At 70.8% G+C, this 22,416-nt stretch carries 23 protein-coding genes and 4 pseudogenes; 15 read left to right on the top strand and 12 right to left on the bottom strand.

Going from position 1 to position 22,416, the window contains the following annotated elements; translation table 11 throughout:
- Positions 1 to 36: 36 nt before the first annotated feature.
- A complete protein-coding gene (locus QFZ50_RS09190; protein WP_307083554.1) occupies positions 37 to 1,044 on the bottom strand; it encodes a glycosyltransferase family 9 protein in 1,008 nt (335 codons plus the stop codon).
- Between the two features lie 116 nt (positions 1,045 to 1,160).
- Between QFZ50_RS09190 and QFZ50_RS09185 the strand changes: the two genes are divergently transcribed.
- The 7 genes and pseudogenes from QFZ50_RS09185 (at position 1,161) to QFZ50_RS09155 (ending at position 7,970) form a co-directional block, all read left to right on the top strand.
- Complete coding sequence (locus tag QFZ50_RS09185) at positions 1,161 to 1,709, top strand: D-glycero-alpha-D-manno-heptose-1,7-bisphosphate 7-phosphatase (protein ID WP_307083553.1); 549 nt, start codon at positions 1,161 to 1,163, stop codon at positions 1,707 to 1,709.
- Complete coding sequence (locus QFZ50_RS09180; protein WP_307083552.1) at positions 1,706 to 2,809, top strand: glycosyltransferase family 9 protein; 1,104 nt, start codon at positions 1,706 to 1,708, stop codon at positions 2,807 to 2,809. Before QFZ50_RS09185 ends, QFZ50_RS09180 begins: the two co-directional genes overlap by 4 nt.
- Positions 2,806 to 3,808: pseudogene (locus QFZ50_RS09175) on the top strand (glycosyltransferase). The gene QFZ50_RS09180 and the pseudogene QFZ50_RS09175 overlap by 4 nt, the downstream one beginning before the upstream one ends.
- Complete coding sequence (locus tag QFZ50_RS09170; RefSeq protein WP_307083551.1) at positions 3,805 to 5,097, top strand: glycosyltransferase; 1,293 nt, start codon at positions 3,805 to 3,807, stop codon at positions 5,095 to 5,097. Before QFZ50_RS09175 ends, QFZ50_RS09170 begins: the two are co-directional and overlap by 4 nt.
- Before the next feature lie 134 nt (positions 5,098 to 5,231).
- Complete coding sequence (locus tag QFZ50_RS09165) at positions 5,232 to 5,807, top strand: D-sedoheptulose-7-phosphate isomerase (protein ID WP_307086731.1); 576 nt, start codon at positions 5,232 to 5,234, stop codon at positions 5,805 to 5,807.
- Positions 5,804 to 7,168 (top strand): PfkB family carbohydrate kinase, encoded by a 1,365-nt coding sequence (locus QFZ50_RS09160; RefSeq protein ID WP_307083550.1) that lies wholly within the window; start codon positions 5,804 to 5,806, stop codon positions 7,166 to 7,168. Before QFZ50_RS09165 ends, QFZ50_RS09160 begins: the two co-directional genes overlap by 4 nt.
- 64 nt (positions 7,169 to 7,232) lie before the next feature.
- Complete coding sequence (locus QFZ50_RS09155) at positions 7,233 to 7,970, top strand: SDR family oxidoreductase (RefSeq protein ID WP_307083549.1); 738 nt, start codon at positions 7,233 to 7,235, stop codon at positions 7,968 to 7,970.
- Here QFZ50_RS09155 and QFZ50_RS09150 read toward each other — a convergent pair.
- The gene (locus QFZ50_RS09150) at positions 7,936 to 8,481 is read right to left on the bottom strand and encodes a glycosyltransferase family 9 protein (protein WP_307083548.1); all 546 of its coding nucleotides are present in this window, start codon (positions 8,479 to 8,481) and stop codon (positions 7,936 to 7,938) included. The two genes, QFZ50_RS09155 and QFZ50_RS09150, sit on opposite strands and share 35 nt — an antisense overlap.
- An 886-nt stretch (positions 8,482 to 9,367) precedes the next feature.
- Here QFZ50_RS09150 and QFZ50_RS09145 point away from each other — a divergent pair.
- The 7 genes and pseudogenes from QFZ50_RS09145 to QFZ50_RS09115 all read left to right on the top strand — a co-directional run bounded on the left by QFZ50_RS09145 (position 9,368) and on the right by QFZ50_RS09115 (position 14,522).
- Positions 9,368 to 10,780: an aldehyde dehydrogenase family protein gene (locus tag QFZ50_RS09145; protein ID WP_307083546.1), complete on the top strand. Its 1,413-nt coding sequence runs from the start codon at positions 9,368 to 9,370 to the stop codon at positions 10,778 to 10,780.
- Positions 10,780 to 11,448 (top strand): annotated as a pseudogene (locus tag QFZ50_RS09140) (bifunctional heptose 7-phosphate kinase/heptose 1-phosphate adenyltransferase); the annotation flags it as partial. The gene QFZ50_RS09145 and the pseudogene QFZ50_RS09140, both read left to right, overlap by 1 nt.
- Positions 11,378 to 11,755, top strand: a pseudogene (locus tag QFZ50_RS09135) (PfkB family carbohydrate kinase); the annotation flags it as partial. The pseudogenes QFZ50_RS09140 and QFZ50_RS09135, both read left to right, overlap by 71 nt.
- 51 nt (positions 11,756 to 11,806) lie before the next feature.
- On the top strand, positions 11,807 to 12,340 hold the full coding sequence (locus tag QFZ50_RS09130) for an adenylyltransferase/cytidyltransferase family protein (protein ID WP_307086729.1): 534 nt from the start codon (positions 11,807 to 11,809) through the stop codon (positions 12,338 to 12,340).
- Positions 12,337 to 12,972: pseudogene (locus QFZ50_RS09125) on the top strand (glycosyltransferase family 2 protein); the annotation flags it as partial. The gene QFZ50_RS09130 and the pseudogene QFZ50_RS09125, both read left to right, overlap by 4 nt.
- A gap of 286 nt (positions 12,973 to 13,258) precedes the next feature.
- Positions 13,259 to 13,447: a DUF2795 domain-containing protein gene (locus tag QFZ50_RS09120; protein WP_307083544.1), complete on the top strand. Its 189-nt coding sequence runs from the start codon at positions 13,259 to 13,261 to the stop codon at positions 13,445 to 13,447.
- 67 nt (positions 13,448 to 13,514) lie between these two features.
- Positions 13,515 to 14,522, top strand: coding sequence for a cation diffusion facilitator family transporter (locus QFZ50_RS09115; protein WP_307083542.1), 1,008 nt, complete (start codon positions 13,515 to 13,517; stop codon positions 14,520 to 14,522).
- 45 nt (positions 14,523 to 14,567) lie between these two features.
- Here QFZ50_RS09115 and QFZ50_RS09110 read toward each other — a convergent pair whose 3' ends face one another.
- The 4 genes from QFZ50_RS09110 to QFZ50_RS09095 all read right to left on the bottom strand — a co-directional run bounded on the left by QFZ50_RS09110 (position 14,568) and on the right by QFZ50_RS09095 (position 16,703).
- A complete protein-coding gene (locus tag QFZ50_RS09110) occupies positions 14,568 to 15,023 on the bottom strand; it encodes a VOC family protein (protein ID WP_307086728.1) in 456 nt (151 codons plus the stop codon).
- 85 nt (positions 15,024 to 15,108) lie between these two features.
- On the bottom strand, positions 15,109 to 15,807 hold the full coding sequence (locus QFZ50_RS09105; protein ID WP_307083540.1) for a hypothetical protein: 699 nt from the start codon (positions 15,805 to 15,807) through the stop codon (positions 15,109 to 15,111).
- 322 nt (positions 15,808 to 16,129) lie between these two features.
- Positions 16,130 to 16,363, bottom strand: a complete 234-nt coding sequence (locus tag QFZ50_RS09100; protein WP_307083538.1) for a helix-turn-helix transcriptional regulator — start codon at positions 16,361 to 16,363, stop codon at positions 16,130 to 16,132.
- Between the two features lie 28 nt (positions 16,364 to 16,391).
- The gene (locus QFZ50_RS09095; protein WP_307083536.1) at positions 16,392 to 16,703 is read right to left on the bottom strand and encodes a hypothetical protein; all 312 of its coding nucleotides are present in this window, start codon (positions 16,701 to 16,703) and stop codon (positions 16,392 to 16,394) included.
- A 661-nt stretch (positions 16,704 to 17,364) separates the two neighbouring features.
- Between QFZ50_RS09095 and QFZ50_RS09090 the strand changes: the two genes are divergently transcribed.
- Positions 17,365 to 18,339 carry an acyltransferase family protein gene (locus QFZ50_RS09090; RefSeq protein ID WP_307083534.1) on the top strand — a complete coding sequence of 325 codons (975 nt, stop codon included), beginning with the start codon at positions 17,365 to 17,367 and terminating at the stop codon, positions 18,337 to 18,339.
- Between the two features lie 34 nt (positions 18,340 to 18,373).
- Here the strand turns inward: QFZ50_RS09090 and QFZ50_RS09085 are convergent, their stop codons facing one another.
- From QFZ50_RS09085 to QFZ50_RS09060, 6 genes are all read right to left on the bottom strand, one after another.
- Entirely contained in the window at positions 18,374 to 20,194 is a 1,821-nt protein-coding gene (locus QFZ50_RS09085; protein ID WP_307083532.1) for a GDSL-type esterase/lipase family protein, read from the bottom strand.
- A 70-nt stretch (positions 20,195 to 20,264) separates the two neighbouring features.
- A complete protein-coding gene (locus tag QFZ50_RS09080) occupies positions 20,265 to 20,522 on the bottom strand; it encodes a hypothetical protein (protein ID WP_307083530.1) in 258 nt (85 codons plus the stop codon).
- On the bottom strand, positions 20,522 to 20,911 hold the full coding sequence (locus QFZ50_RS09075; protein WP_307083528.1) for a hypothetical protein: 390 nt from the start codon (positions 20,909 to 20,911) through the stop codon (positions 20,522 to 20,524). Before QFZ50_RS09075 ends, QFZ50_RS09080 begins: the two co-directional genes overlap by 1 nt.
- 12 nt (positions 20,912 to 20,923) lie before the next feature.
- Positions 20,924 to 21,508, bottom strand: coding sequence for a M23 family metallopeptidase (locus tag QFZ50_RS09070; RefSeq protein ID WP_307083526.1), 585 nt, complete (start codon positions 21,506 to 21,508; stop codon positions 20,924 to 20,926).
- Positions 21,509 to 21,516: 8 nt separating this feature from the next.
- Positions 21,517 to 21,927 (bottom strand): hypothetical protein, encoded by a 411-nt coding sequence (locus tag QFZ50_RS09065; protein WP_307083522.1) that lies wholly within the window; start codon positions 21,925 to 21,927, stop codon positions 21,517 to 21,519.
- A complete protein-coding gene (locus tag QFZ50_RS09060) occupies positions 21,928 to 22,392 on the bottom strand; it encodes a hypothetical protein (RefSeq protein WP_307083520.1) in 465 nt (154 codons plus the stop codon).
- Positions 22,393 to 22,416: the final 24 nt, after the last annotated feature.

The raw sequence follows: 22,416 nt of genomic DNA, 5'->3' as shown, positions 1-22,416 counted from the left end.
CCGGAAACCCTGCGCGGCGCACACCCGAGGGCGGCCCTAGGAGATGCCGTGGTCGGCCGCCGCCGCCAACACCTGCTCCACGGTCACCGCCATCAGCGCGGGATCCGGCGTCGGTGAGAACGTCTCACCCAGGCGCAGCGATTCGTCGGTCAGCACGGTGTGCGGCCCGGGTGGCGGTCCCCACTCGGACGCGGGGGCCGGTCCGAACAGCACCACGGACGGCCGGGCGTACGCCGACGCCAGGTGCGCGGCCCCGGTGTCGGCGGAGATGACGAGGGAGGCGCCGGCGATCAGGGCGGCGAACCGGTCCAGCGGAAGGTGCCCGGCCGCCACGGTCTCCGCCGGCAGGCCGGCGGCGTCGGCGACGGCGAGCGCCCGGGGCCGTTCCTTCGCGCTACCGGTGAACAGCACCTGGTGCCCGGCGGCAGCCAGGGTGTGTGCCACCGTCGCGAACCGCTCCACCGGCCAGAGGCGGCTGCCGTACGCCGCCCCCACATGGACGACCACGGCGTCAGGTGCCGGGCTCCCGCCGTCCGGCACCCGCAGGCGGCAGTCGAGCGGGTCCGCCGGGACGCCGTGCCAGGAGACGAGCGACGCCCAGCGCTCCCGTTCGAGGATGCCGTCGCGCCATTCGGGCCCGTCCCAGCCGGGGGAGCGGTGGCCCATGCGCCGCTTGGCGCCGATCTCCTCGAGGCGGCCCCTGCTCTCGCCCCCGCTGCCGTGCAGGTTCACGGCCAGGTCGATCCGCCCGTGCTCGATGGGCAGGGGATCATCCAGTCCGTGCGTGGGCAGCAGGTCGTCGATGGCCTCGGTGAGGCCGACGATGGGCCGCAGCCATTCCTGCGCCGCGTAGAGGATGCGGTGCTCGGGGAACGCACGGCGCAGCCCTTTGAGGGCGGGCACCGCCACGAGGAGGTCCCCGAGCTTCAGCGCGCGCAGGGCCAGGATCTCGGGGCGTCCGTCCGGGGCGGGCGTCGAGGCCGGGATCTGGACGGGAGCGGAGGCGGGCCGGATGCCCGTGGCGGTGGTGCCCTCGGAAGTCATGCGAATCATCCTGCCAGAGGTTGGGACGGCCTCCCGCTGCCGCCGCCGCTCGACGCCGGGAGAAGAAGTTCGGCGTCAGGTGTTTAGTACTGCTTCTTCTCGGGAACTAAGCCAGTATGCATACTTCGGCCGGACTCCCGCGGACAGCCCCCCAGGCGGTCCTGTTCGACCGCGACGGGACCATCGTCGTGGACGTCCCGTACAACGGCGACCCCTCGCTGGTGCGGCCCATGCCGGGCGCCCGCGAGGTCCTCGACGGGCTGCGCTCGCGCGGCATCCCGGTGGGCGTGGTCACCAACCAGTCGGGCATCGCACGGGGCTACGTCACACGCGAACAGGTCGATGCCGTCAACGCCCGGGTCGAGGACCTGCTCGGTCCGTTCGCGGTGTGGGAGGTCTGCCCCCACGGCGCGGACGACGGCTGCCGGTGCCGCAAGCCCGGCCCCGGGATGGTCCTCTCCGCCAGCGAGCGGCTCGGCCTCGACCCGGCGGAGGTCGCCGTGATCGGGGACATCGGAGCGGACATGGGCGCCGCCGCGGCCGCCGGGGCCCGCGGCGTGCTGGTGCCGACCGACATCACCCTGGACGAGGAGATCCGGGATGCCCCGGCCGTCGCCCGGGACCTCGCCGAGGCCGTCGAGTCCCTCTGGGCGGGCACCCCGTGAGGCGGCGTGTCCTCGTCGCCCGCCTCGACAGCGCCGGAGACGTCCTGCTCGCGGGTCCGGCCGTCCGCGCCGTCGCGGCCGGCGACCACGGCGATTCGCCGAACGACGTCGTCATGCTGTGCGGCCCGCAGGGTGCGGCCGCGGCCCGCCTCCTCCCGGGGGTCGTCGACGTCGTCACGTGGTCCGCGCCCTGGATCGTGGACCCCGCCCCCGAGCCCACACCGGAGCTCGTCCGCGAGCTGCACGACGCCGTCGCGGGCCTCGGCGTCGACGAGGCGGTCCTGCTGACCTCGTTCCACCAGTCACCCCTGCCGCTGGCCCTGCTCCTCCGGCTCGCCGGCATCCGCCGGATCGCGGGCGCCTCCGTGGACTACGCGGGATCCCTCCTCGACGTCCGGCTCAAGCCCGGCGAGGACTTCCCCGAGGACCAGCCCGAGGCGGAACGCGCGCTCGGCATCGCGGAGGCCGCGGGCTACGCCCTGCCGCCCGGCGACGACGGCCGCCTCCAGGTCACGGGACTCACCGACGCCTCGGACCTGGTGGGCAAGGGCCCCTACGTCGTCGTCCACCCCGGCGCGTCCGTGCCGGCACGGGCCTGGCCGCCGCTCCACCACGCGGCCGCCGTCGAGCTCCTCACCGCGGCCGGCTTCCGCGTGGTGGTCACGGGCGGGCCGGGCGAGACCGACCTGACCTCCACCGTCGCCGGACCGGAGGCGCTGGACCTCGGCGGGCGCACCGACCTCGCCGCCCTGGGCTCCGTCCTCGCGGGCGCCTCGGTGGTGATCACGGGCAACACCGGCCCGGCACATCTCGCGGCCGCCGTGGGCACGCCCGTGGTCTGCCTGTTCTCGCCCGTGGTGCCGGCGATCCGCTGGGCACCGTATCGCGTCCCCGTCGAGCTGCTCGGCGACCAGAACGCCGCCTGCGCGCTCAGCAGGGCCCGGATCTGCCCCGTGCAGGGTCACCCGTGCCTGTCCACCGTCTCCCCGGAGGACGTCGTCGACGCCGTCCTCCGCCTCAGCTCCGGAGTATCGTCACTCGGCTCACGCCGCAGCATCGGCCGCACCGACGGCCGCAGAACAACGAGGGGAAACCGATGAGGATCCTGTTATGGCATGTGCACGGAGGGTGGACCGACGCCTTCGTGCGAGGTGATCACACCTACGTGCTGCCCACCACGCCCGACGGCGGCGCTTGGGGACTCGGCCGGGCGGGCCGCGACTGGCCCGCCTCCGTCATCGAGGTGGCGCCCTCCGACCTCGCCGACGCCGGCATCGACGCCGTCGTCCTGCAGCGCGTCGAGGAGATCGCCGAGTGCGAGCGCCTCCTCGGCCGCACCCCCGGACGCGACCTGCCGGCCGTCTTCCTCGAGCACAACACGCCGCGCCGCGACATCGTCGGCACGGTGCACCCGCTCGCGGAGCAGACGGACATCCCGGTGGTGCACGTGACCCACTTCAACGAGCTCTTCTGGGACAACGGCGTCGCCAGGACCACGGTGATCGAGCACGGCATCGTCGATCCGGGCTACCTCTACACGGGGGAGCTCGAGCAGCTCGCCGCCGTCATCAACGAACCCGTCCGACGCGGGAGGATCACGGGGACGGACCTGCTGCCGCGGTTCGCCGGCGTCGCCCCGCTGGAGGTCTTCGGCATGGGCACCGACCGGCTCGCCGACGCCCTGGACCTCGGTCCCGGGGAGCTGCGGATCGGCGGCGACCTCCCCACGGCGCGGCTGCACGCCCGGCTCGGGCGTTCCCGGGCCTACGTGCATCCCCTGCGGTGGACGTCCCTCGGGCTCTCGCTCCTCGAGGCCATGCACGTGGGGCTCCCCCGTGCTGGCGCTCGCGACGACGGAGGCCGCCCGGGCCGTCCCGCCCGAGGCCGGCGCGATCTCGACGAGCATCGACGACCTCGTCCGGATGGCGTCCCGCCTCCTCGAGGACCCGGACGAAGCCCGGGCCCGGGGGCTGGTGGCACGGGAAGCGGCACTGGCACGGTACGGGCTCGCCCGGTTCCTCGCCGACTGGGACGACGTCCTGGAGCGGGCGCCGCTGCGGCACCGGGTCCTGGCCTCGACAGAAAGGAAAGCGCAGTGAGGATATCGATGGTCTCCGAGCACGCCAGCCCGCTCGCGGCACTGGGGGGCGTCGATGCCGGCGGACAGAACGTCCACGTGGCGGAACTGTCTCTCGCGCTCGCCCGCCGCGGACACGACGTCACGGTGTACACCCGCCGCGACGACGCCGCACTGCCCGACCGGGTGCGGACGCACCCCCGGCTGGAGGTCGTGCACGTCACGGCGGGCCCGGTCCGCAGCGTCCCGAAGGACATGCTGCTGCCCTACATGAGCGAGCTCGCCGAGGGCATCGTCGAGGACTGGGGCGAGCAGGCACCGGACATCGTCCACGGGCACTTCTGGATGTCCGGCATCGCAGCACTCGACGCCGCCCGCCAGTCGCGCAGCGCCGGCCGCCCCGTGCAGGTCGTCCAGACCTTCCACGCGCTCGGGACGGTCAAGCGCCGCCACCAGGGCTCGGAGGACACCAGCCCGTCCGAGCGGCTCATGCTCGAGGCGATGGTGGGCCGCAGCGCCGACCGCATCGTCGCCACCTGCTCCGACGAGGTGTTCGAGCTCAAGGCCATGGGCGTGCCGGGCAGCCACGTGTCCATCGCCCCCTGCGGCGTCGACCTCGAGCTGTTCAGCCCGCAGGGACCCGTCGAGGCGCGCGGCCGCGCCCACCGCATCGTCAGCGTGGGGCGGCTCGTGCCACGCAAGGGCATGGATCTCGTCATCCGGGCCCTGGCGGAGCTCGCCACCACGGGACGCGACGACGTCGAACTCGTCATCGTGGGCGGCGCCGGCAACTCGGCCAGCCTCGAGGAGGATCCCGAGGCGCAGCGGCTCACCGCCCTGGCCGCCGAACTCGGTGTCGGCGACCGCGTGGTCCTGCGGGGCCAGGTCTCCCGCGCGGAGATGCCGGCGGTCCTCAGGAGCGCCGACGCCGTGGTCTGCGCGCCCTGGTACGAACCGTTCGGCATCGTGCCGCTCGAGGCGATGGCGTGCGGCGTCCCCGTGATCGCCGCCGCCGTCGGGGGACTCGTCGACACCGTGGTGCACGGCAAGACCGGCCTCCACGTCCCGCCGCAGGACCCCGCGGCCATCGCGGCGGCCATCGCCGAGGTGGTGTCGGATCCCGACTGGGCCGGCGAGCTCGGCGGCAACGGCTACCGCCGTGTGAAGGCCCGCTACTCGTGGAGCCGGATCGCGGCCGACACGGAGAAGGCGTACCAGACGGCCCTGAATGCGGCAGCGCCCGCACAGCCGGCCACAGCGCGGCGGAGCGCCGCGCGTCGACTCGAGAGCACGGGAGGCAGGGCACTGTGACCACTCACATCACCGACGTATCCGAGGACAGGACCACCGGTCCTGTCGATACCGCGGCACCCGTCCGTGGTCCACGCCCGCACACCCCCGGCGCGCCGGGCAGCACGGCCCCTCCCGGGGAGGACTCCCGCCGGATCGTGACGGACCACCTGCGCTCCGTGGGCCCGGCCATCGAGTCGCTGCTGCAGAACGTCGGCACCCTCGCCGGCTGGGGGGTGGAGATGGCCGAGCGGCTGATGGCCGGCCAGCGCCTGCTCGCCGCCGGCAACGGCGGCTCCGCCGCGGAGGCGCAGCACCTCACCGCCGAACTCGTGGGCCGGTTCGACGGCGAACGCGAGCCGTTCTCGGCGATCTCCCTCCATGCCGAGAGCTCGGCCGTCACGGCGATCTCCAACGACTACGGGTTCGACCGCATGTTCGCCCGCCAGGTGACCGCGCACGGGCGCCCGGGAGACATCCTGCTGCTCCTGAGCACGAGCGGCAGGAGCCCCAACCTGCTGCACGCCGTGGACGCGGCCCGGGCGGCCGGCGTGACCACGTGGGCCCTCACCGCGGCGGGACCCAATCCGCTGACCGAGCGCGTCGACGACTTCGTGGCGATCGAGGCGAAGTCCGCCAATGCGCAGGAGGGCCACCTGATCGCCCTCCACGCGATCTGCCGGGCCTTCGACGCCGAGGTGCACCGCCGCCGCCAGGAGGAGCAGCGATGAGGATCGTTGTGGTCGGTGACGTCCTGCTCGACACGGACCTCTCGGGTGATGCCGGGCGCCTGTCGCCCGACGCGCCCGTGCCCGTCGTCGACGTCGACGCCGTCCGGCGCCGTGCCGGCGGTGCAGGACTCGTGGCCCGCATGCTGGAGGCCGACGGCCACGAGGCCGTCCTCGTGACGGTCCTCGGGGAGGACGACGCCGCAGGGCTGCTCCGTGCCGAGCTCGAGGGCATCGCCGTCGTCGCCGGCCCCTCCGGCGCCCCGACACCCGTCAAGACCCGGGTCCGGGCGTCCGGGCAGCCCGTGGTGCGCTTCGACGAGGGATGCGCCACACCGCCCGTCCCCGGATGCACCGACGCCATGCTGGCGGCGCTCGACGGGGCCGACGCGGTCATCGCGGCGGACTACGGGCGGGGGCTGCTGGCCGATCCCGCGCTGCGCGCCCGCCTCGAAGCCCTCGCCGCGTCGACCCCGGTGGTGTGGGACCCACACCCCTCCGGGGCGCAGCCTGTCCCCGGCGTCGCCGCCGTGACCCCCAACCTCGGGGAGGCGCTCCGCTTCGCCGACGTCCAGGGCTCCGGCACGCGCGCCGCCGCGGCTGCCGCGGACGTCCTCCTGGCCACCTGGCGCAGCCGCGCGGTGCTCGTCACGATGGGCGAACACGGGGCCCTCGTCGCCGCGCCGGGCCTCCTGCCGCAGGTGGTCCCCGCACCCCGCGTCACCGCCGCGGACCCCTGCGGGGCGGGCGACCGGTTCGCCTCAGCGCTCGCCGTCGGCCTCGCCTCGGGGGAGCCGATCGACACCGCGGCCCAGCGGGCCACGGAGGCCGCCGCGCGCTTCCTCGGCTCCGGGGGAGTGGGCGCCATGGGCCGCCGGCAGGACACGCCGCGGCAGCTGCCCGTCGACGGCCTCGATGCCCTCGACGTCGCGCGCCGCACGCGGGAGGCGGGCGGCACCGTCGTGGCGACCGGCGGGTGCTTCGACCTCCTCCACGCGGGCCATGCCCGCACCCTCGCGGCGGCACGGCAGCTCGGCGACTGCCTGATCGTCCTCCTCAACTCGGACGAGTCCGTGCGAGGGCTGAAGGGCGAGAGCCGTCCCATCATCAAGCAGGAGGACCGCGCCGAACTGCTCTCCGCCCTGGAGTGCGTGGACGCCGTGCTCGTCTTCGGGGAGTCCACGCCGGAGAACGCCATCTCCCGCCTCCAGCCGGACATCTGGGTCAAGGGCGGCGACTACGCGGCCGAGGACCTGCCCGAGGCGGCGCTCGTGAGCAGCTGGGGCGGCAGGACGGTCACCGTCCCCTACATCCCGGCCCGCTCCACCACCAGACTTGCAGCCGCGCTCGCCCGAGTCGGCTGACGCGCTGCAGAACCGCACCCGGTCCGATCCAGCAGGCCGGGAGCAACGCAACGAAAGGAACAGCATGACCGAGAACACGACAGCAGGCACGGCAGCGACACCGGCAGGCAACGGCTTCAACCCGGGACGCGTCCTGGTGACCGGTGGAGGCTCCGGCCTCGGCGCGGCCATCGTGCAGGGCGTGCTCGCCGCAGGGGGTACCCCCGTGGTGCTCGACCGCGACATCAGCCGCGTGACCGGCGTCAAGGCCTTCGAGGTCGACGTCGCGGACCGCGAGGCCGTGGAGGCGGCGGTGCGGGAGGCGGCCGAGACGATGGACGGCCTCGACGCCGTCGTCACGGCAGCCGGCATCGACCGGTGCGGGGCGCTCGACACGGTGCCCGCGGACCAGTGGGAGAAGGTGATCGGCGTCAACCTGATGGGCACCGCGTCCACCGCCCGCGCCGCCCTGCCCTACCTGAAGCAGACGCACGGCCGCGTGGTCACCATCGCCTCCACGCTGGGCATCAAGGCCGTGGGCGACGCGACGGCCTACTGCGCCTCCAAGTTCGGGGTGATGGGCTTCTCACAGGCCCTCGCCGCGGAGACCGCCGGGCAGATCGGCGTCACCACGATCATCCCCGGCGGCATGAAGACCCGGTTCTTCGACGACCGCGACGAGCAGTACAAGCCGCAGGACGATTCACGCCTCAACGACCCCGAGCGCGTGGCCGAGGCGATCCTCTTCGCGCTGTCGCAGCCCAAGAGCTGCGAGATCCGCGAGATGGTCATCGCCCACGCAGAAGAAGGCTCGTGGCCCTGAGTTCCGCCACGTCCGCGTAGACGGCGTCGGGCTGGACGGTCGCAACGAACGAGTCGTCGTGCTCGCAGCGTTGGGCCGTCCACCCGACCTGGGTGACGTCCACGCCGCACACCGGGCAGTGCGCCACCCAGGAGAAGTGCACGCGGTGGAGGCTGCGTCCCATCGCCCCGGCGTTGATGACGTTGCCGATCCAGTAGACACCGACGGTCGGCGTGCCGACGGCCTGCGCCAGATGGCGCGGGCCGCTGTCGTTGCCCACCATCACCGCGCTGCGCGCCAGCACGCCCGTCAGTTCGCCGAGGGTCAGCCGGCCCGCGAGCGACCGCACGTCCGCCGACGGGTGTTTCGCGCGTGCCAGGCGGACGATCTCCTCGGCCGTCGGTGCGTCGGAGGCGTCGCCGACCACCACCACCTCGCAGCCGTCCGCCGCGGCGCGCACCGCGATCTCCGCGAACGACGACGACGGCCATCGCCGGCGCGGGTCGGTGGCGCCGGGGTGCAGTGCGATCACGGGTCCCGGGCCGGTCAGCTGCGCGGCACGCTCCGCCTCCGCGGGCAGCACCTCGACCCGCCGGCTCGAGGTCCCGCGGCACCGCCCCGGCCAGCCCCACCACCTCGAGGGCGCGGAACACCTCGTGCTGGTAGTAGACGTACGGGATGGTCCGTTCCAGTCCCACGGCGTCGGGCGTGCGCGTGCCGATGGTGTGGCGGGCCTCCAGCCGCAGCAGGAACGGGTTGGAGTTGCGTCCGCCCCCATGCAGCTGCACGGCGAGGTCGAAGGACCCGCGCACGGCGGCGAAGAACCGCTCCACCGCCTCCGGATCCTCCTCGCCGGGTCGGACGCCGGGGGAGACGGGCAGCTCCAGCACCGCGGACACCGGGCCGGGCCTGCCCTCGAGCAGCGCGGCGTGCCCGGGCATCCCGAGGAGGGTGATCTCCGCCCCGGGATAGCGGTCCTCGAGAGCGGCGATGGCGGGCAGCGCGAACATGAGGTCGCCGAGGCCGCCACCGCGCAGGACGGCGATCCGTCGGACGTCCTCGAACGGCGCGAGCACCGGCCCCACCGACCTCGCCTCGTCCTGGCGACCGCCGAAATCCGCTGTCGTGTCCGCCTGCTGTGTCACGTTCTCCCCGTTCCTGTCGCTGATCGCGGTGCCTCGAGCAGCAGGCCCCCGGTGCCCCCAGCGGCAGGCCTGCGCCATGCTGTCAATGCCTTCGCCGGGAGCAGGAGACCCGCTGCCCCTTCCCGTGCCACCATATGCTAAGCGTGCTGATGACCGCGCGGGTGTGGCGTAGAAATCGGCGGGCGCCCTGTGTGAAAGCACGGGAGGCGGGTACGGGACCACTAGCCGTGCCGCGGGACCACGCCGCGGCGGTACACGACATCGAGGAGCGCAATGTCCATCAACTCCCAGGCACACACCCTGCTTGATGTGCAGGACGACGAGTCCCTCACCATCCTCGATCCCCGCGACGGGAGCGAGGTGGGGACGCTGCCGTCCGCCAACCGGGACCAGGTGGCGCTCGCCGTCGGCCTGGCGCGGACCGTGCAGCCCGAATGGGCCGCCACCAGCCCGGCCGACCGGGGTGCCGCCCTGCGGCGGGCCGCCGCGGCACTGCGGGAGGGTGCCCGTGAGCTGGCGGAACTGAACACGCGCGAGACCGGCAAGCCCCTCGGGGACGCACTCGGCGGCGTCGAGGCCGGGATCGCCACGCTCGAGCAGTACGCGGAACTCGGCCCCGTGCACCGCGGGCTCAGCCTGCGCGGAGCGGTGACCGCCACCGACTACACGGTCGCCGAGCCGCGCGGGGTCGCCGCGCTCCTGACGCCGTGGAACGACCCCGTGGCCGTGGCCGCCGGGCTCATCGGTGCCGCCCTGGTGACGGGCAACACCGTCATCCACAAGCCGAGCGAGCGGTGCCCCCACGTGGGCGAACTGCTCGGGCGCCTGCTGCAGCCGGCCTTCCCCGACGGCGTCCTCACCACCCTGACCGGCGGCGCCGGAGTGGGGCAGATGATCACGATGGAGACGGGGGTGGACGTCTTCGCCCACGTCGGCTCGAGTGCCACCGGGGCGCGGATCGCCCGGGCGGCGTCCCTCACCGGCGCGCACGTCATCCGGGAGAACGGCGGCAACGATCCCCTGATCGTCGACGCCGACGTCGACCCCGTGTGGGCCGCGGGCCAGGCGGCCCTCGGCGCCTTCGCCAACAGCGGGCAGATCTGCACGTCCGTGGAGCGCATCTACGTGCACCGCGCCATCGCCGAACCCTTCCTGGCCGCCCTCGCGGCCGAGGCCCACAGCCGCAACACGGGCGGTGACTTCGCGCCGCTCGTCGACCGGCGCATGCGGGACATCGTGGACGCGCAGGTGACGGAGGCGATCAGCCTCGGCGCGCGGTGCCTCGAGGGCGGGCAGGTGCCGGGCGGCCCGGGCGCCCACTACCCGGCCACGGTGCTCGCGGACTGCACCGATGCCATGACGGTCATGACCGAGGAGACCTTCGGCCCGGTGGCGCCGGTGACCGTCGTGGACAGCTTCGACGACGCCCTGCGCCTCGCCGCGGCCGGTCCGTACGGGCTCGCGGCGTCCGTGCTGACGGGCGGCATCGCCCACGCGCAGCAGGCCATCGCCGGGCTCGCGGTCGGCACGGTCAAGGTCAACGCCGTCTTCGGCGGTGCGCCCGGCGGATCGGCCCAGCCCCGCGGCATCAGCGGGGCTGGGTTCGGCTACGGGCCCGAACTGCTCGACGAGTTCGCCCTCGTGAAGGTCGTGCACATCAGCGCGCCTCCGCAGGAGGGCGCCTGATGGACGACGCGCTGCAGAACCTGCCCGGGGGCATCGCACCCGCGGCACAGGACGCCGGGGAGGACCTCTCCGAGGTCCGGGGCCTCGCCGCCTGGGTCCCCGCGGCCATCGCCGACCGCGCGCCGAGCATCACCGTGATCGGCGACGCCATGCTGGACGGCTGGTGGAGCGGCACCATCGAGCGCTTCTGCCGGGAGGCGCCGGCGCCGGTCGTGGACATCACGCGGCGCGACTACGCCGCCGGCGGGGCGGCGAACACGGCGATGAACCTCGCCGCCCTCGGCGCCGACGTGCGCATGTGCGGCCTGATCGGCACCGACGACGCCGGGCAGCGCCTGCGCGGCATCCTCGAGGACGCCGGCGTCGACACCACCCATCTCCTGCAGGACCCCCGGGTGGGCACCACCACGAAGTACCGCATCCTCGGCGGTGACCAGGTCATGCTCCGCCTCGACGACACGCACGGCGACCTGCCGTCGTCGGCGCTCACCGACCTCGCCGCCACGATCCCCGCCGCCGTCGCGGGCGCCGACGCCGTCGTCGTCTGCGACTACGGCTCGGGCGCGCTCGGCGAGGAGGTCCGCGCGGCGCTCGGGCATGCCTCGAGCATCGATCCGGGCACCCTCGTCGTCGTCGACGCCCACGACACCGCCGCCTGGGCAGCGCTCGGCCCGGACATCGTCACGCCCAATGCGCAGGAGGCCGCGCAGGTCCTCGCCGTGCGCCTCGACCCGCGCTCGGACCGGGCCGCGACCGTCACCGGCGCGGAGGGCCGATCTCCTCGCATCGACGAACGCCGCCGCCGTCGTGGTCACCCTGGACCGGGACGGCACGGTGCTGCTCGGGCAGGACGGCGAGGAGCACCGCACCTGGGCCCGGCCCGCCACCGAGAAGCAGGCCTCCGGTGCGGGGGACACCTTCGTCGCGAGCCTCACCGCCGCGCGGGCCGCGGGCCTGCCACTCACCACGAGCCTGGATCTGGCGCAGGCCGCCGCCGACGTCGTCGTCCACCGCCCGGGCACCTCCGTGTGCACGACGGCTGACCTCACCGGCCACCTGCAGCAGGTCGCGGACACCGCTCTGACCATCGAGGAGCTCCTGCGGAGGGTGGCGGAGGACCGCGCGGCCGGCAAGCGCATCGTCCTGACGAACGGGTGCTTCGACGTCCTGCACCGGGGGCACACCCGCTCCCTCAACCAGGCCAAGCAGCTCGGCGACGTCCTCGTCGTCGCGCTGAACGACGACGACGGGGTGCGCAGGCTCAAGGGCCCCGACCGGCCCATCAACCCCATCGCGGACCGCGCGGGCATCATCGCGTCCCTGAGCTGTGTCGACTACGTCACCGTCTTCACCACGGACACCCTCGTGCCGCTGATCGAACTGCTCCGGCCCGACGTGTACGCCAAGGGCGGCGACTACACCGCGCAGATGCTCGAGGAGGCGCCGGCCGTCGAGGCCTGCGGCGGACGCGTCAGCATCCTCGACTACGTCCCGGAACGCTCCACGGCGGCCGTCGTCCGCAGGATCCGGTCCGCACCACTGAGGGACGACGCGCCGTGACGCCGCGCTGGTCGGGCGAGTGGGCATCGGACGCGCCGGCGGACGAGCCCGCCGTCGACGTCCTGATCCCCTCCTTCGGGCGCCCGGCGGAACTCGCCGTGACACTCGCGGGCCTCGCCGCGCAGGAGGGCGTGCCCTTCCGCGTGATCGTGAGCGACCAGACGGACGGCGAGGCCGCGTCCTGGATCCAGCCCGCGGTCCGGGCGATGGTGCGGGTCCTCGAGGCCCAGGGGCGGTCGGTCCGGCTCGAACGGCACCTGCCCCGCAGGGGACTGGCCGAGCACCGGCACTACCTCCTGGGACTGGCGCGTGCGCCCTTCGTCCTCTTCCTCGACAACGACGTCTGGCTCGAGCCCGGCACGCTGGACCGCATGGTCCGGGCGCTGCGGACGGCCGGCTGCGGATTCGTCGGGTCCGCGGTCCAGGGGCTGTCCTATCTCGGCGACCGCCGGCCCCACGAACGCACCGGGCTCGCGCTGTGGCCCGGGAACGAGGTGCTGCCGGAGCGGATCCGCCCGGACACCGAGGGCTTCGCGCGCTGGCCGCTGCACAACGCCGCGAACCTGGCCCACGCCGCCGCGGACCTCGCCATCCCACCCGGCGACTGGAGGCTGTACCGCGTCGCCTGGGTGGGCGGCTGCGTCCTGTTCGACCGGAAGGCCCTCGTGGAGTGCGGAGGCTTCGACTTCTGGGAGAGGCTCCCCGCCCGGGCACGCCGGCGAGGACGTCGCCGCCCAGTGGCGCGTCATGGAGCGGTACGGCGGGGCGGGCATCCTCCCGTCCGGGGCCGTGCACCTCGAGGCGCCCACCACGGTGCCGGACCGGGAGATAGACGCTGCCCGGGTGATCCTGGGCCAGTGACGGTGCTCCCGCCGCGGGAGCACCACAGGAGAACGAACCGACATGAAGGAGCACCAGATGGCAGATCCGAGTCCGATCGACATCCAGAAGGCGCTGGGCGGCATGGACTACCCGGCCTCCAAGGAGGACCTCGTCCGGCACGCGAAGGACAAGGGCGCGGACGGCGCGGTCCTCGAGACGCTGGAGAACCTCCCCGACCGGGAGTTCGATTCGCCGACCGATGTGAACAAGGAAGCGTCCAAGTAGTACGAGGGCGACGGGAGAGTGCCCGACGGCGCACCCTCCCGTCACCCGCCCTTCCGGAAGGACGGCAATGAAGAACACGGCAACGCAGGCAGCGGACGGGACCCGCCCCGGGAAGGAGCAGCAGGAGTCATCGGGCGGCGAGAAACCCGTGACCGTCATCATCGCGTTCATCGCGAATCTCCTCGTCGCGGGCGCGAAGACGGTCGCCGCGATGATCACCGGCTCCGCCTCCATGACGGCCGAGGCCGCCCACTCGTGGGCCGACACCGGCAACCAGATCTTCCTGCTCGTCGCCGAACGCAAGTCACGGCGCCGCCGCGACCGGTCGCACCCCATGGGGTACGGGCGCGAGGCGTACGTCTGGTCGATGTTCGCGGCCTTCGGGCTGTTCACCGCCGGTGCTGTCGTCTCCATCACGCACGGCATCCAGCAACTGCTCGAGCCCGAACCGGCCGGCGACTACGGGATCGCCTACGCCGTCCTCGCCATCGCCTTCGTCCTCGAGGGCATCTCGTTCACGCAGGCCTTCCGGCAGGCGCGGAAGGCCGGGCAGGAGCGGGGCACCAGCACGCTGCAGAGCGTGTCGACGACCTCGAACCCCACCCTCCGCGCGGTCTTCGCGGAGGACGCGGCCGCACTCCTCGGCCTGGTCATCGCCTTCCTCGGCATCCTGCTGCACCAGCTCACGGGCTCGTCCGCAGCGGACGCCATCGGGTCCATCCTGGTCGGCGTGCTCCTCGGGGTGATCGCGGTGATCCTGATCGACCGCAACCGGCGCTTCCTCGTGGGCCAGGCGGTGTCACCGGCGCTGCTCGCATCGGTCGCCGGACGGCTGGGCGCGCACGCGAGCATCGACCGCGTGACCTACCTGCACCTGGAGTACGTGGGGCCGGAGCGGCTGTACCTCGTGGCCGCGGTGGACCTGGTGGGCGACCGCCTGGAGCACGACGTCGCCGTGGCCCTCCGTGCCGTCGAGCGCGACATCGAGGACCACGAGCGCATCGAGGAGGCCGTGCTCACCCTCTCCACGCCCGACGAGCCGACGCTGGAACTCGACGCCGGCACACGGAGCTGACCCGGGCGGACCGCCCGGGCGGCCCGGTGGACCCGGGCGGCCGTCTCAGGCGATGCTGGACGCACCGTCCCCGGCCGCCTGCGCCCTGGCCGCGGTCCCCGCGATGTTGACCATCCAGCTGATGCCGAAGCGGTCGACGCACATGCCGAAGCTGTCGCCCCAGGGCGACTCCGACAGGGGGAGGACCGCGCTGCCGCTGCCGGCGAGGGCGTCCCAGTAGCCGCGGAGCTCGGCCTCGTCGTCACCGCTGATCGAGATCGAGTGGCCGGCCGGGGGCGTGAACTCCATGCTGTTGGGTGTGTCGGCCGCCATGATCACCTGGCCCGAGGGGGTGGTCAGCATCGAGTGCATGATCTTGTCCTGCTCGGCCGGGTCCTCGCTCATCTGGAACTCCCCGAAGGTGGTGCTCTGCAGCTCCCCGCCGAACACGGACCGGTAGAACTCCATCGCCTGCGCCGCGGTGTCCTTGAAACTGAGGTAGGTGTTGATCGTCGCTGCCATGATGTCCGCTTCCTGCCGGGTGACCTGGGCCACGCCTCCGTGATGACAGGTGCGATTATCGCCCAGGGACCGCGGGCTGGGAAGATCAGGGCCGGCGCTGGTCGATCGCGCCCGCGATCCTCTCCTCGAGATCGGTGATCGTCGCGTCCGGCAGGACGATCAGCCCGTCGAGCTCCCGGCGCGCCCGCCGGTACGCGGTCTGGCGTTCTGCGGCCGTCGCGGCGTCGTCGATCGCCACCGTGACGAGCTTCCTGGCCGTCTCCAGCCGCTGCCGTTCCTCGGGGGTGAAGCCGCTCGCCCGCACGCGCCGGGCCTCGGTCTCGGCCACCTGGAACGCGACGTCGTACGAGGTGACGGCCGAGCGGTACTCCGCGAGATCCTCGGCGGACATCTCGGCGGGGTCCTCGGGACGCAGGGAGTCGGCCACGCGCTTGGCGCGGAGGAAGGCGACGGTGAGCGGCTCCCGCACATCCGTCATGGTGGGGTAGTCGATGAGTTTCGCGGCGTCGAGCTCGTAGGACAGCCACTTCCGGTCGACCTCGTCATGCATGCGCTCGACGTGCCGGACATCCCGTTCGCGGTTCTGGGGCTGCTCGGGGGCGGCGTCCGGCCGGGCGTGTGCCCCGTGCAGGGCTCCCGGGTGCTTCAGGCGGTACATCTCCACCTTGCGCCGGTGCCGCCGCTCGGTGGCCTCCGACCATGACCTGCCCCAGATCGCGAAGACGCCCGACAGCGGGAAGACGAGCCACCAGTAGCTGCCGGCGAAGGACAGGATTTCGTTCACGGGTCCATCGTAGGCCCGAGCCGGGTCGAACCCGGAGAGCTTCCGGCCGGGCCGGGAAATGAACGAATCCCCGTCCTCCAGGCGGCGAGACCTGGCGAACGGGGATTCGACGTGCACCCCCCGGGACTTGAACCCGGAACCCATTGAAGGAGAACCAGAGTCCTTTGACAGATCAGTGAGTGAACGGTTAGTGCCCGATTCTGCCCCTAGAACGCGCGGATTAGGGTGTCTCGGCCCTCAATTCCGCTTAGAGTCGTTCATTCTATGACTGTCCCGTTCGGGAAAAAACTTAGACTTAACTCAGAGCCAGAGCCTGCCGGGGCTACTCGCCGGCGACGTCCTCCGGCGCCAGCTTCCCGCGCTGCTTCTCGGCCTGCTCGTACATGCGAGCGATGTACTCCTCGAGCTTCACCCGCTCCACACGCCACTGCCCTCGCCCACCCACCTGGATGGCCGGCAGGTCGCCGGACTTCACGAGCGCGTACATCTGCGACTGACTGACTGCGAGCTCCGCGGCGACATCGGGCAGGGTCATGAAACGGGGTTGATCGGCCATGACCTGATCCTAGTGGGACGAACTGGGGTCAACCGTCCCGATGCGGCCGCGGATCCTCGACCTGCCGGCGCTTCACCACCCCAGCGTCCACCCAAGCCTCGCGAGCCATCGAGTACTCCACCCACTGGCAGAGGACGAGGCTGTTCGTCCACGCCATCGCGAAGCCCTTGACCGTCTGCGTCTGACCATCGGGGTAGATGAGCTCGCACCAGATGGGTGGCGCCTTCTCCGTGGTCCTGGTGACGCCCTCCGTGGGCTCGGGGAGGCTGATGGGCGGTACGAACCTGTCCCGTGAGGGCGGGATCCCGTGCCACCCTGGGCGGGGCTTGCGTTCTTCCATGCCTGCGACCGTAGCGCCCGCCAACGACAGAACGCCCCCACCCGATGAAGGGTGGGGGCGGCACTGCACTAAGCCGGATCTATGGCGGAGTCGAGCCAGCATGTGGAGAGCACCAGCCACGCGAAACGCCGCAGACACACGAACGCCGTAAGCTTCAGCGCATGGGGAGACAAATTGCACACATGCGACGGGTCTGGCGGAACACCAACACGAGCAGGCGGCTCACAATCCTGGGAGCAGCGCTCCTTGGCGCAGGAACCTTGTTCCTCGCGATCGCCGCCCTGCAACTCACCTAAGCAACACCGCCAAACACGGACACGCCCCACGCCCGAAAGGCCAGGGGCAACGGATAGGATGACACGCATGCTGATGGGGAAGCTCGCGCCGATCGACCACATCCGCGCATGGTGGAGCCGGGTTGGTGAACAACCAGACGTGTGCCGGCGCTGCGGTGAAGCTGGCGCCCCCATCCGACCAGAAGGAAGCTACTTCTACTGCTCGCTGGGATGCCAGGAACAAGACGCAGACGCGCAAGCCGAAGCGCTCTAAGCAACACCGGGCACGATGCCCGCAGGCACGACATCAGGCAAGGGGCTGGGGCCTTATCTCAACAGCACACGAGTCAGCCGCCGCTAAACCACGCAAAGAACACGAACAGTGGATGGACGCCCTGCGCGGGTTAGCCATCCTCCTCGTTGTCTACCACCACGGCATCGGGCAAGCGGCCACAATCTCAGACGTTCCCCGCGCCCTACTCTCCCTCGATGACTTTCTAGACCCGTTCCGCATGCCAGCGCTCATGATCCTCTCCGGCATGCTGCTGCCTCGCTCGCTCGCGAAGTCGCCCGCCGAGTTCCTGTCAGGGAAAGCCGGCAAAGTGCTCTGGCCCTATCTGCTGTGGTCCGTGATCGTCGTTTCAGCGGTCGGGCTCTACGGCGGCGGGCTGGACCTGACGGACTATGCGCTCATCCTCTACGACCCGCCCACCTACCTCTGGTACCTGGCGATCCTCTTCGTCTACTACCTCATCGCCCTACTCGTGCCATCCAGGTTCCACCCCTTGATCGGACTACTAGGGTGGCTGTCATCCTTCGCCGTTGACTGGGCCTTCGTCGGCCCGCTGACCAACGCCGAACGATTCACCTACCTCATCGGGTTCTTCTTCCTCGGGCAGATCATCGCCAACAACCGCACCAAGTTCGACGCCGCCGCGAAGAACCCATGGGTCCTCCTAGTGTCCATTCTGATCGGCGGCGCGGGGGCTGCCCTGTCCGTCGCAGGAGTGGCGGTCAGCTTCTCCCCGATCTTCGTAGTCGTCCCCATCGCGGGCTTCCTCGTCATGTACCGGCTAGCCCTCCGTATCCAGCCCATCTTCCTGCAGTGCATAGGGGCAGGGTCACTGGTCTTCTACGTAACCCATTTCCTCGTCATCATGACGGCCTCCGCGCTCTTGGGGCGCCTTGGCGTGACGTGGTGGCAAATCACCGCCCCGGCCCTACTACTCACAGCCGTAGGCGCCGGGTACGTTGGCGTATTCCTATCACGACGCCCGGTAACGAGCTGGCTGTTCGCCCTCCCAGAATCAGGCCAGAAGCGGCGGACACAGACAAACGAAGAGAAGGCCCCCACCCCGTAAAGGGTGGGGGCCAACGCCCGCGCAGTCCAACGTATTAGATGACCCGCGCAGTCAAAGCGTCGAACGCAACAGCCGAGGAAGCCGCCGCGCAACGGAAACCATATTGGGTGCCGGCCGTGAAGTACGCCAGGTCGTCCACAGTAAGCGTGTGGGCGAGAGCCAGCCGGCCATCGAGGTAGGCGTTCAACTGGTTCCCCCGCGCCACAACCCTGAGTGCGTACGTTGTTCCCGCGACGGGGGCGAAGCGAAGCCCCAGCACGTTGGTGCTGGCTGCGCTCTTCGTGATCGCGAGGAACACCCCGCCGCTATCGACGAAGGCTCCCATCCTGTTGCCGCCGTCAAAGCTGCGGAACAAGACGCCCGGCGCCGTACCCGCAGCCCATGTGAGGTTCACACGGAGATCGAAGTCTTTCTGCGCCCAGGTGAGGAACGTATTGCCGCCCGTGACGGGTACAGCTTTCCCCGCGACGATGGCGAAACCTCCGGCGCCCCATGGTTGGCCGCTGTCGGCGGTGCCAAGGTTCGCGGCGTCCGCCCTATCGAACGAGTCACGAACGCCGGCAACAGGGGCCGTCCGGGTAAGAACGTCGACCGTGGACACAAGGGCGGTCCCAACACTGATCTGCGCCGGGATCTCGAACTCGGCCCGCAGGAGGTCAGCCATGAGCTCGTGGCCCTTGTCGTTCTGGTGCGTCCGGTCGATGTCGATCACATCGAGCGGGTCCGCCCCCGGCACGTCGAGTGCCAGGTAGGTCGGGTTCAAGTCGATGTACCAGAACCGCTCTGGGTTGCTGTCGGCAATTTCCTTCATGATCGCGCCGTAGTCCTGCCAGAGCCGCGGCCCGAAGTAGTCGAAGCGCTGGAACTGGTTGATTAGAAGGTGGACAGCATCGGATGCCCCTGCGGCATCCATGCGCGCTATTGCATCGAGGATGTTCGCCTTGGATGTTGCGGGGTCGTAGCCAGCTGTCCAGTCGTTCGACGTGGGCATGTGGATGACGAGCGCGGGCTTTATGAGGCCAATCTGCGTCGCCCGGATCGGCGAGACGTACACGTCGGTCCTCGCTCCGGGGATGCCAGCGTTGTAGGCGTGGATGCCCGGGGTGTTGATCGGGGCGGTGAACGAGTCGTCGAGGATCACTGGCGTTGACTCGGCGCCAGCGCCGCTGGGGTATTCGCCCTGGATGATCGCAGTAAGCCTGTTCACATACCGTCGAGCAGGGGTGGTTGCATTGCCTCCTGCTGTCGTGGAGGATCCGTCAAAAACGATGGCGACCGCCTGCGTCCTACTGTTGGCGGCGCGCTGCTTGAACTTCGCGAGAGGTGCGCGGCGCCCCTTGCTGCCAACGGTCGCATTGGCAATTGTGGCACTTAGTACAGCGCGGGACGGGCTGGTGGGATCCTGCAGTTCCCCTGCGACAGCCGCCCTGGTCGTGGCGACGTTCGCCCCGTCCTTGCCGGGCTCGCCCTTGAGGACACCGCTTGCGACGACCTCCGCGACCTCAGCGGAAACACGCTCGGGCACTGCCACTTCGAGCTGCCCGAGAGCGCCCTGCGCCGCCGTCTTCGCCGCAACAGCCTCCTGCAGCACTCCCGTGTAGGACTTGAACGTCCCCTGGAACACCTCACCCGGGGCGACCGCCTCCCACGCCACGAGCGTGTACCCGTCAGCGATGAACGCGGGCCCGAAGCCGCGGGAGTTGAGCTGCAGCGGGTTGGACAGCGGTCCGCCCGTCACCGTCTTCAGGGCGAGGAGGGTGCGGGTGCCCGGGGCGTAGATGCTGATGACGCCGTTCTCGGCGACGTTCTGCGGGTTGTTCGGGTCGTTCGCGAAGATCTGGTCGAACTCAGCCATGAGTGGGCCTTCCTGATGGGACGCTTAAGTGGAGAAGGCCCCATCAGGGGCCGTTGGAGCAGGGGCGGGGTTAGACGTTGCGGCGCCGGCCCGTGCCGTCAGGGACAGGGCCCGGGATCGCGAGTGAGGTCAGGACGGACACGAGGCAGCCGCCGAGGAACGCGCCACCCAGGGTCGCGAAGTTGATCGTGAACGCGTTGATCACCTCCGCCGTCTCACCATCCACCCCGCCGGCGACGACACCCACCCCGAGGGTGAGGAGGGCGAACTGAGCGCCGGACTTCAGGGCACGCTCGGCGGCGCCGCGCCAGAACTCTGTCGTGAACATCAGGACTCCTTGGCGACGGTGAGGGTGACGTCGGCGGTGATGCCCTTGAGGTTCTTCTCGAATGCCCGGGTGGTGGCCGCCTCGACCTGGGCGACGAGGTCGGCGACGTCGACGCCGCCGGTCTGATTGGCGAGGGCGGCGAGGATCACCTCGCGGGTGGCCTGCTGCTCGGCGCGCAGCTGCGCGAAGTTCACCGACAGCCACGACAGTTCCGTGGCCCACGTAGTCGGCTTACCATCCGACCGGCGGGACACCTGAGCGTTCAGGACGAACGGGGCGATGACAGGGCCGGCGACCTCGCCGACCCGGGTGAACAGCTTGGTCTGGTTGTCTCCGAAGAGGCCGCCCCAGATTTGCTTGAGCATGGTGAGGTTCGGGTGATCTGCCATGGTGGAGCCCTTCTATGCGTAGATGCCTTCAATGCCCTCGATGAGGAGTGGCTCTGGTGTGCCGACCGAACTGGCGCCCTCGCCGCCGGGTGCGATGGGGACGACCGTCTCGATCGCGAAATAGTCGAGCGGGTCGACCCGCCCATAGAACGTGCCCTCCGGATAGGCGCCGTCTGCGTAGTCGATGAAGACTTCCCAGTGCAGGTGCGTTCCGTTCTGGTTCTTCGGGAGGATGTAGCCGGTCCACCCCATGACCCCAATCGGGGTGCCCGCTTTGACGAACTGGCCTTCTTTGACCCAGATCTCAGCCAGGTGGCAGTACATCGAGTAGACAGCCTGATTCGGGGCGGGGTGGGCGGCGATGATGCTGTTTCCGTTGTCCCCGTTGTTGGGCAACTGCTCCCACGGGTTGTTAGCGGCGAAGCCCTCGCCCCGCGCCCAGACGATGAACATGTCCGCGGGTGCGTAGACGATTACGCCCTGCTGCCCGGGCGTGGGTGGCGTGTAGTCGATGCCGTAGTGGATGCGCCATCCCACGTCGCCGAAGCCGTTGCTGATGGATGGGACGTCGACCGGGTGCCGGACGAATACGCTCATGGGGTCTCCTAGATGACGGTCTGCCCGTAGCTGTCGTGGATTTCATTGCCGAGCTTCTGCGCGTGCTTCGCGAGCTCCCGCTCCAGCTCGTCAATGCGACGGTCCTTGGTGCGGATGATGTCCTCGAGCTCCCCGATACGCATGTGCAGCGACCGGATGAGCTCCTGGTCCTGCCGGGCGTCCGTGTCCGCTTTCTCCGCGTAGGAGCGAAGATCCCGGATCGTGCCCTCAAGGGCGGCGCGGTCAGTGCGGTTGTCCTCGATCGTCTTGGACAGGATCGTGAAGACGTTCATGGTCTCCGACTGCTGATCAGCCGGGGTACGCATCTTTTTGTCCAGCACGAGCTTGATCAGGACGCCGAGGGCGCCGATCACGGTCGCCGCGAGCCCGCCGCCGGCGAGGCCTTGGATGAAGTCCACTTAGACGTCCTTCCCCTCGGCCTGCGCCTCCCGGATGAACCAGGGGAGGAGCATCACGAACCGGCAGATTAGGGCGGCGAGCATCGCGTATGCGAACACGGCGAGGGCGGCACGCTCATAGTTGCTGAGTGCGAGGTACGCCTGAGTGAAGAAGTAAGACAGGGGACCCGAGGACAGCAGGGCGATGCCGGCGAGTTCGATACTCACCCCGATCGTGCGGACCCGGCCGCGTTGTGCGGTCATGATCAGGCCGGTGATGCTCATGATCCCGCCAAGGATGGTCGCGCCCGCCATGGTGGTGACGATGGTGCGCTGCAGGGCGTCGTTCACTGCGGTTGGGGTGAGCAGCCACAGGACCGTGGGCCACACGACGCCGAGGGCGAACTTGAAGTGGATGTAAGCCCAGTGGACGGGGGTCAGCCGTTTCAGGGCGCGGGCTGTCCGCCGTGTCTTATGGGGAGCCACATGGGCCTCCAAGGTCTCGTGTAA

The sequence above is a fragment of the Arthrobacter agilis genome (genome assembly GCF_030816075.1).
GTDB classification, from domain to species: domain Bacteria; phylum Actinomycetota; class Actinomycetes; order Actinomycetales; family Micrococcaceae; genus Arthrobacter_D; species Arthrobacter_D agilis_E.
Note: the sequence above shows the minus strand (reverse complement) of the source record. Positions and strands in the feature narration are given on the sequence as shown.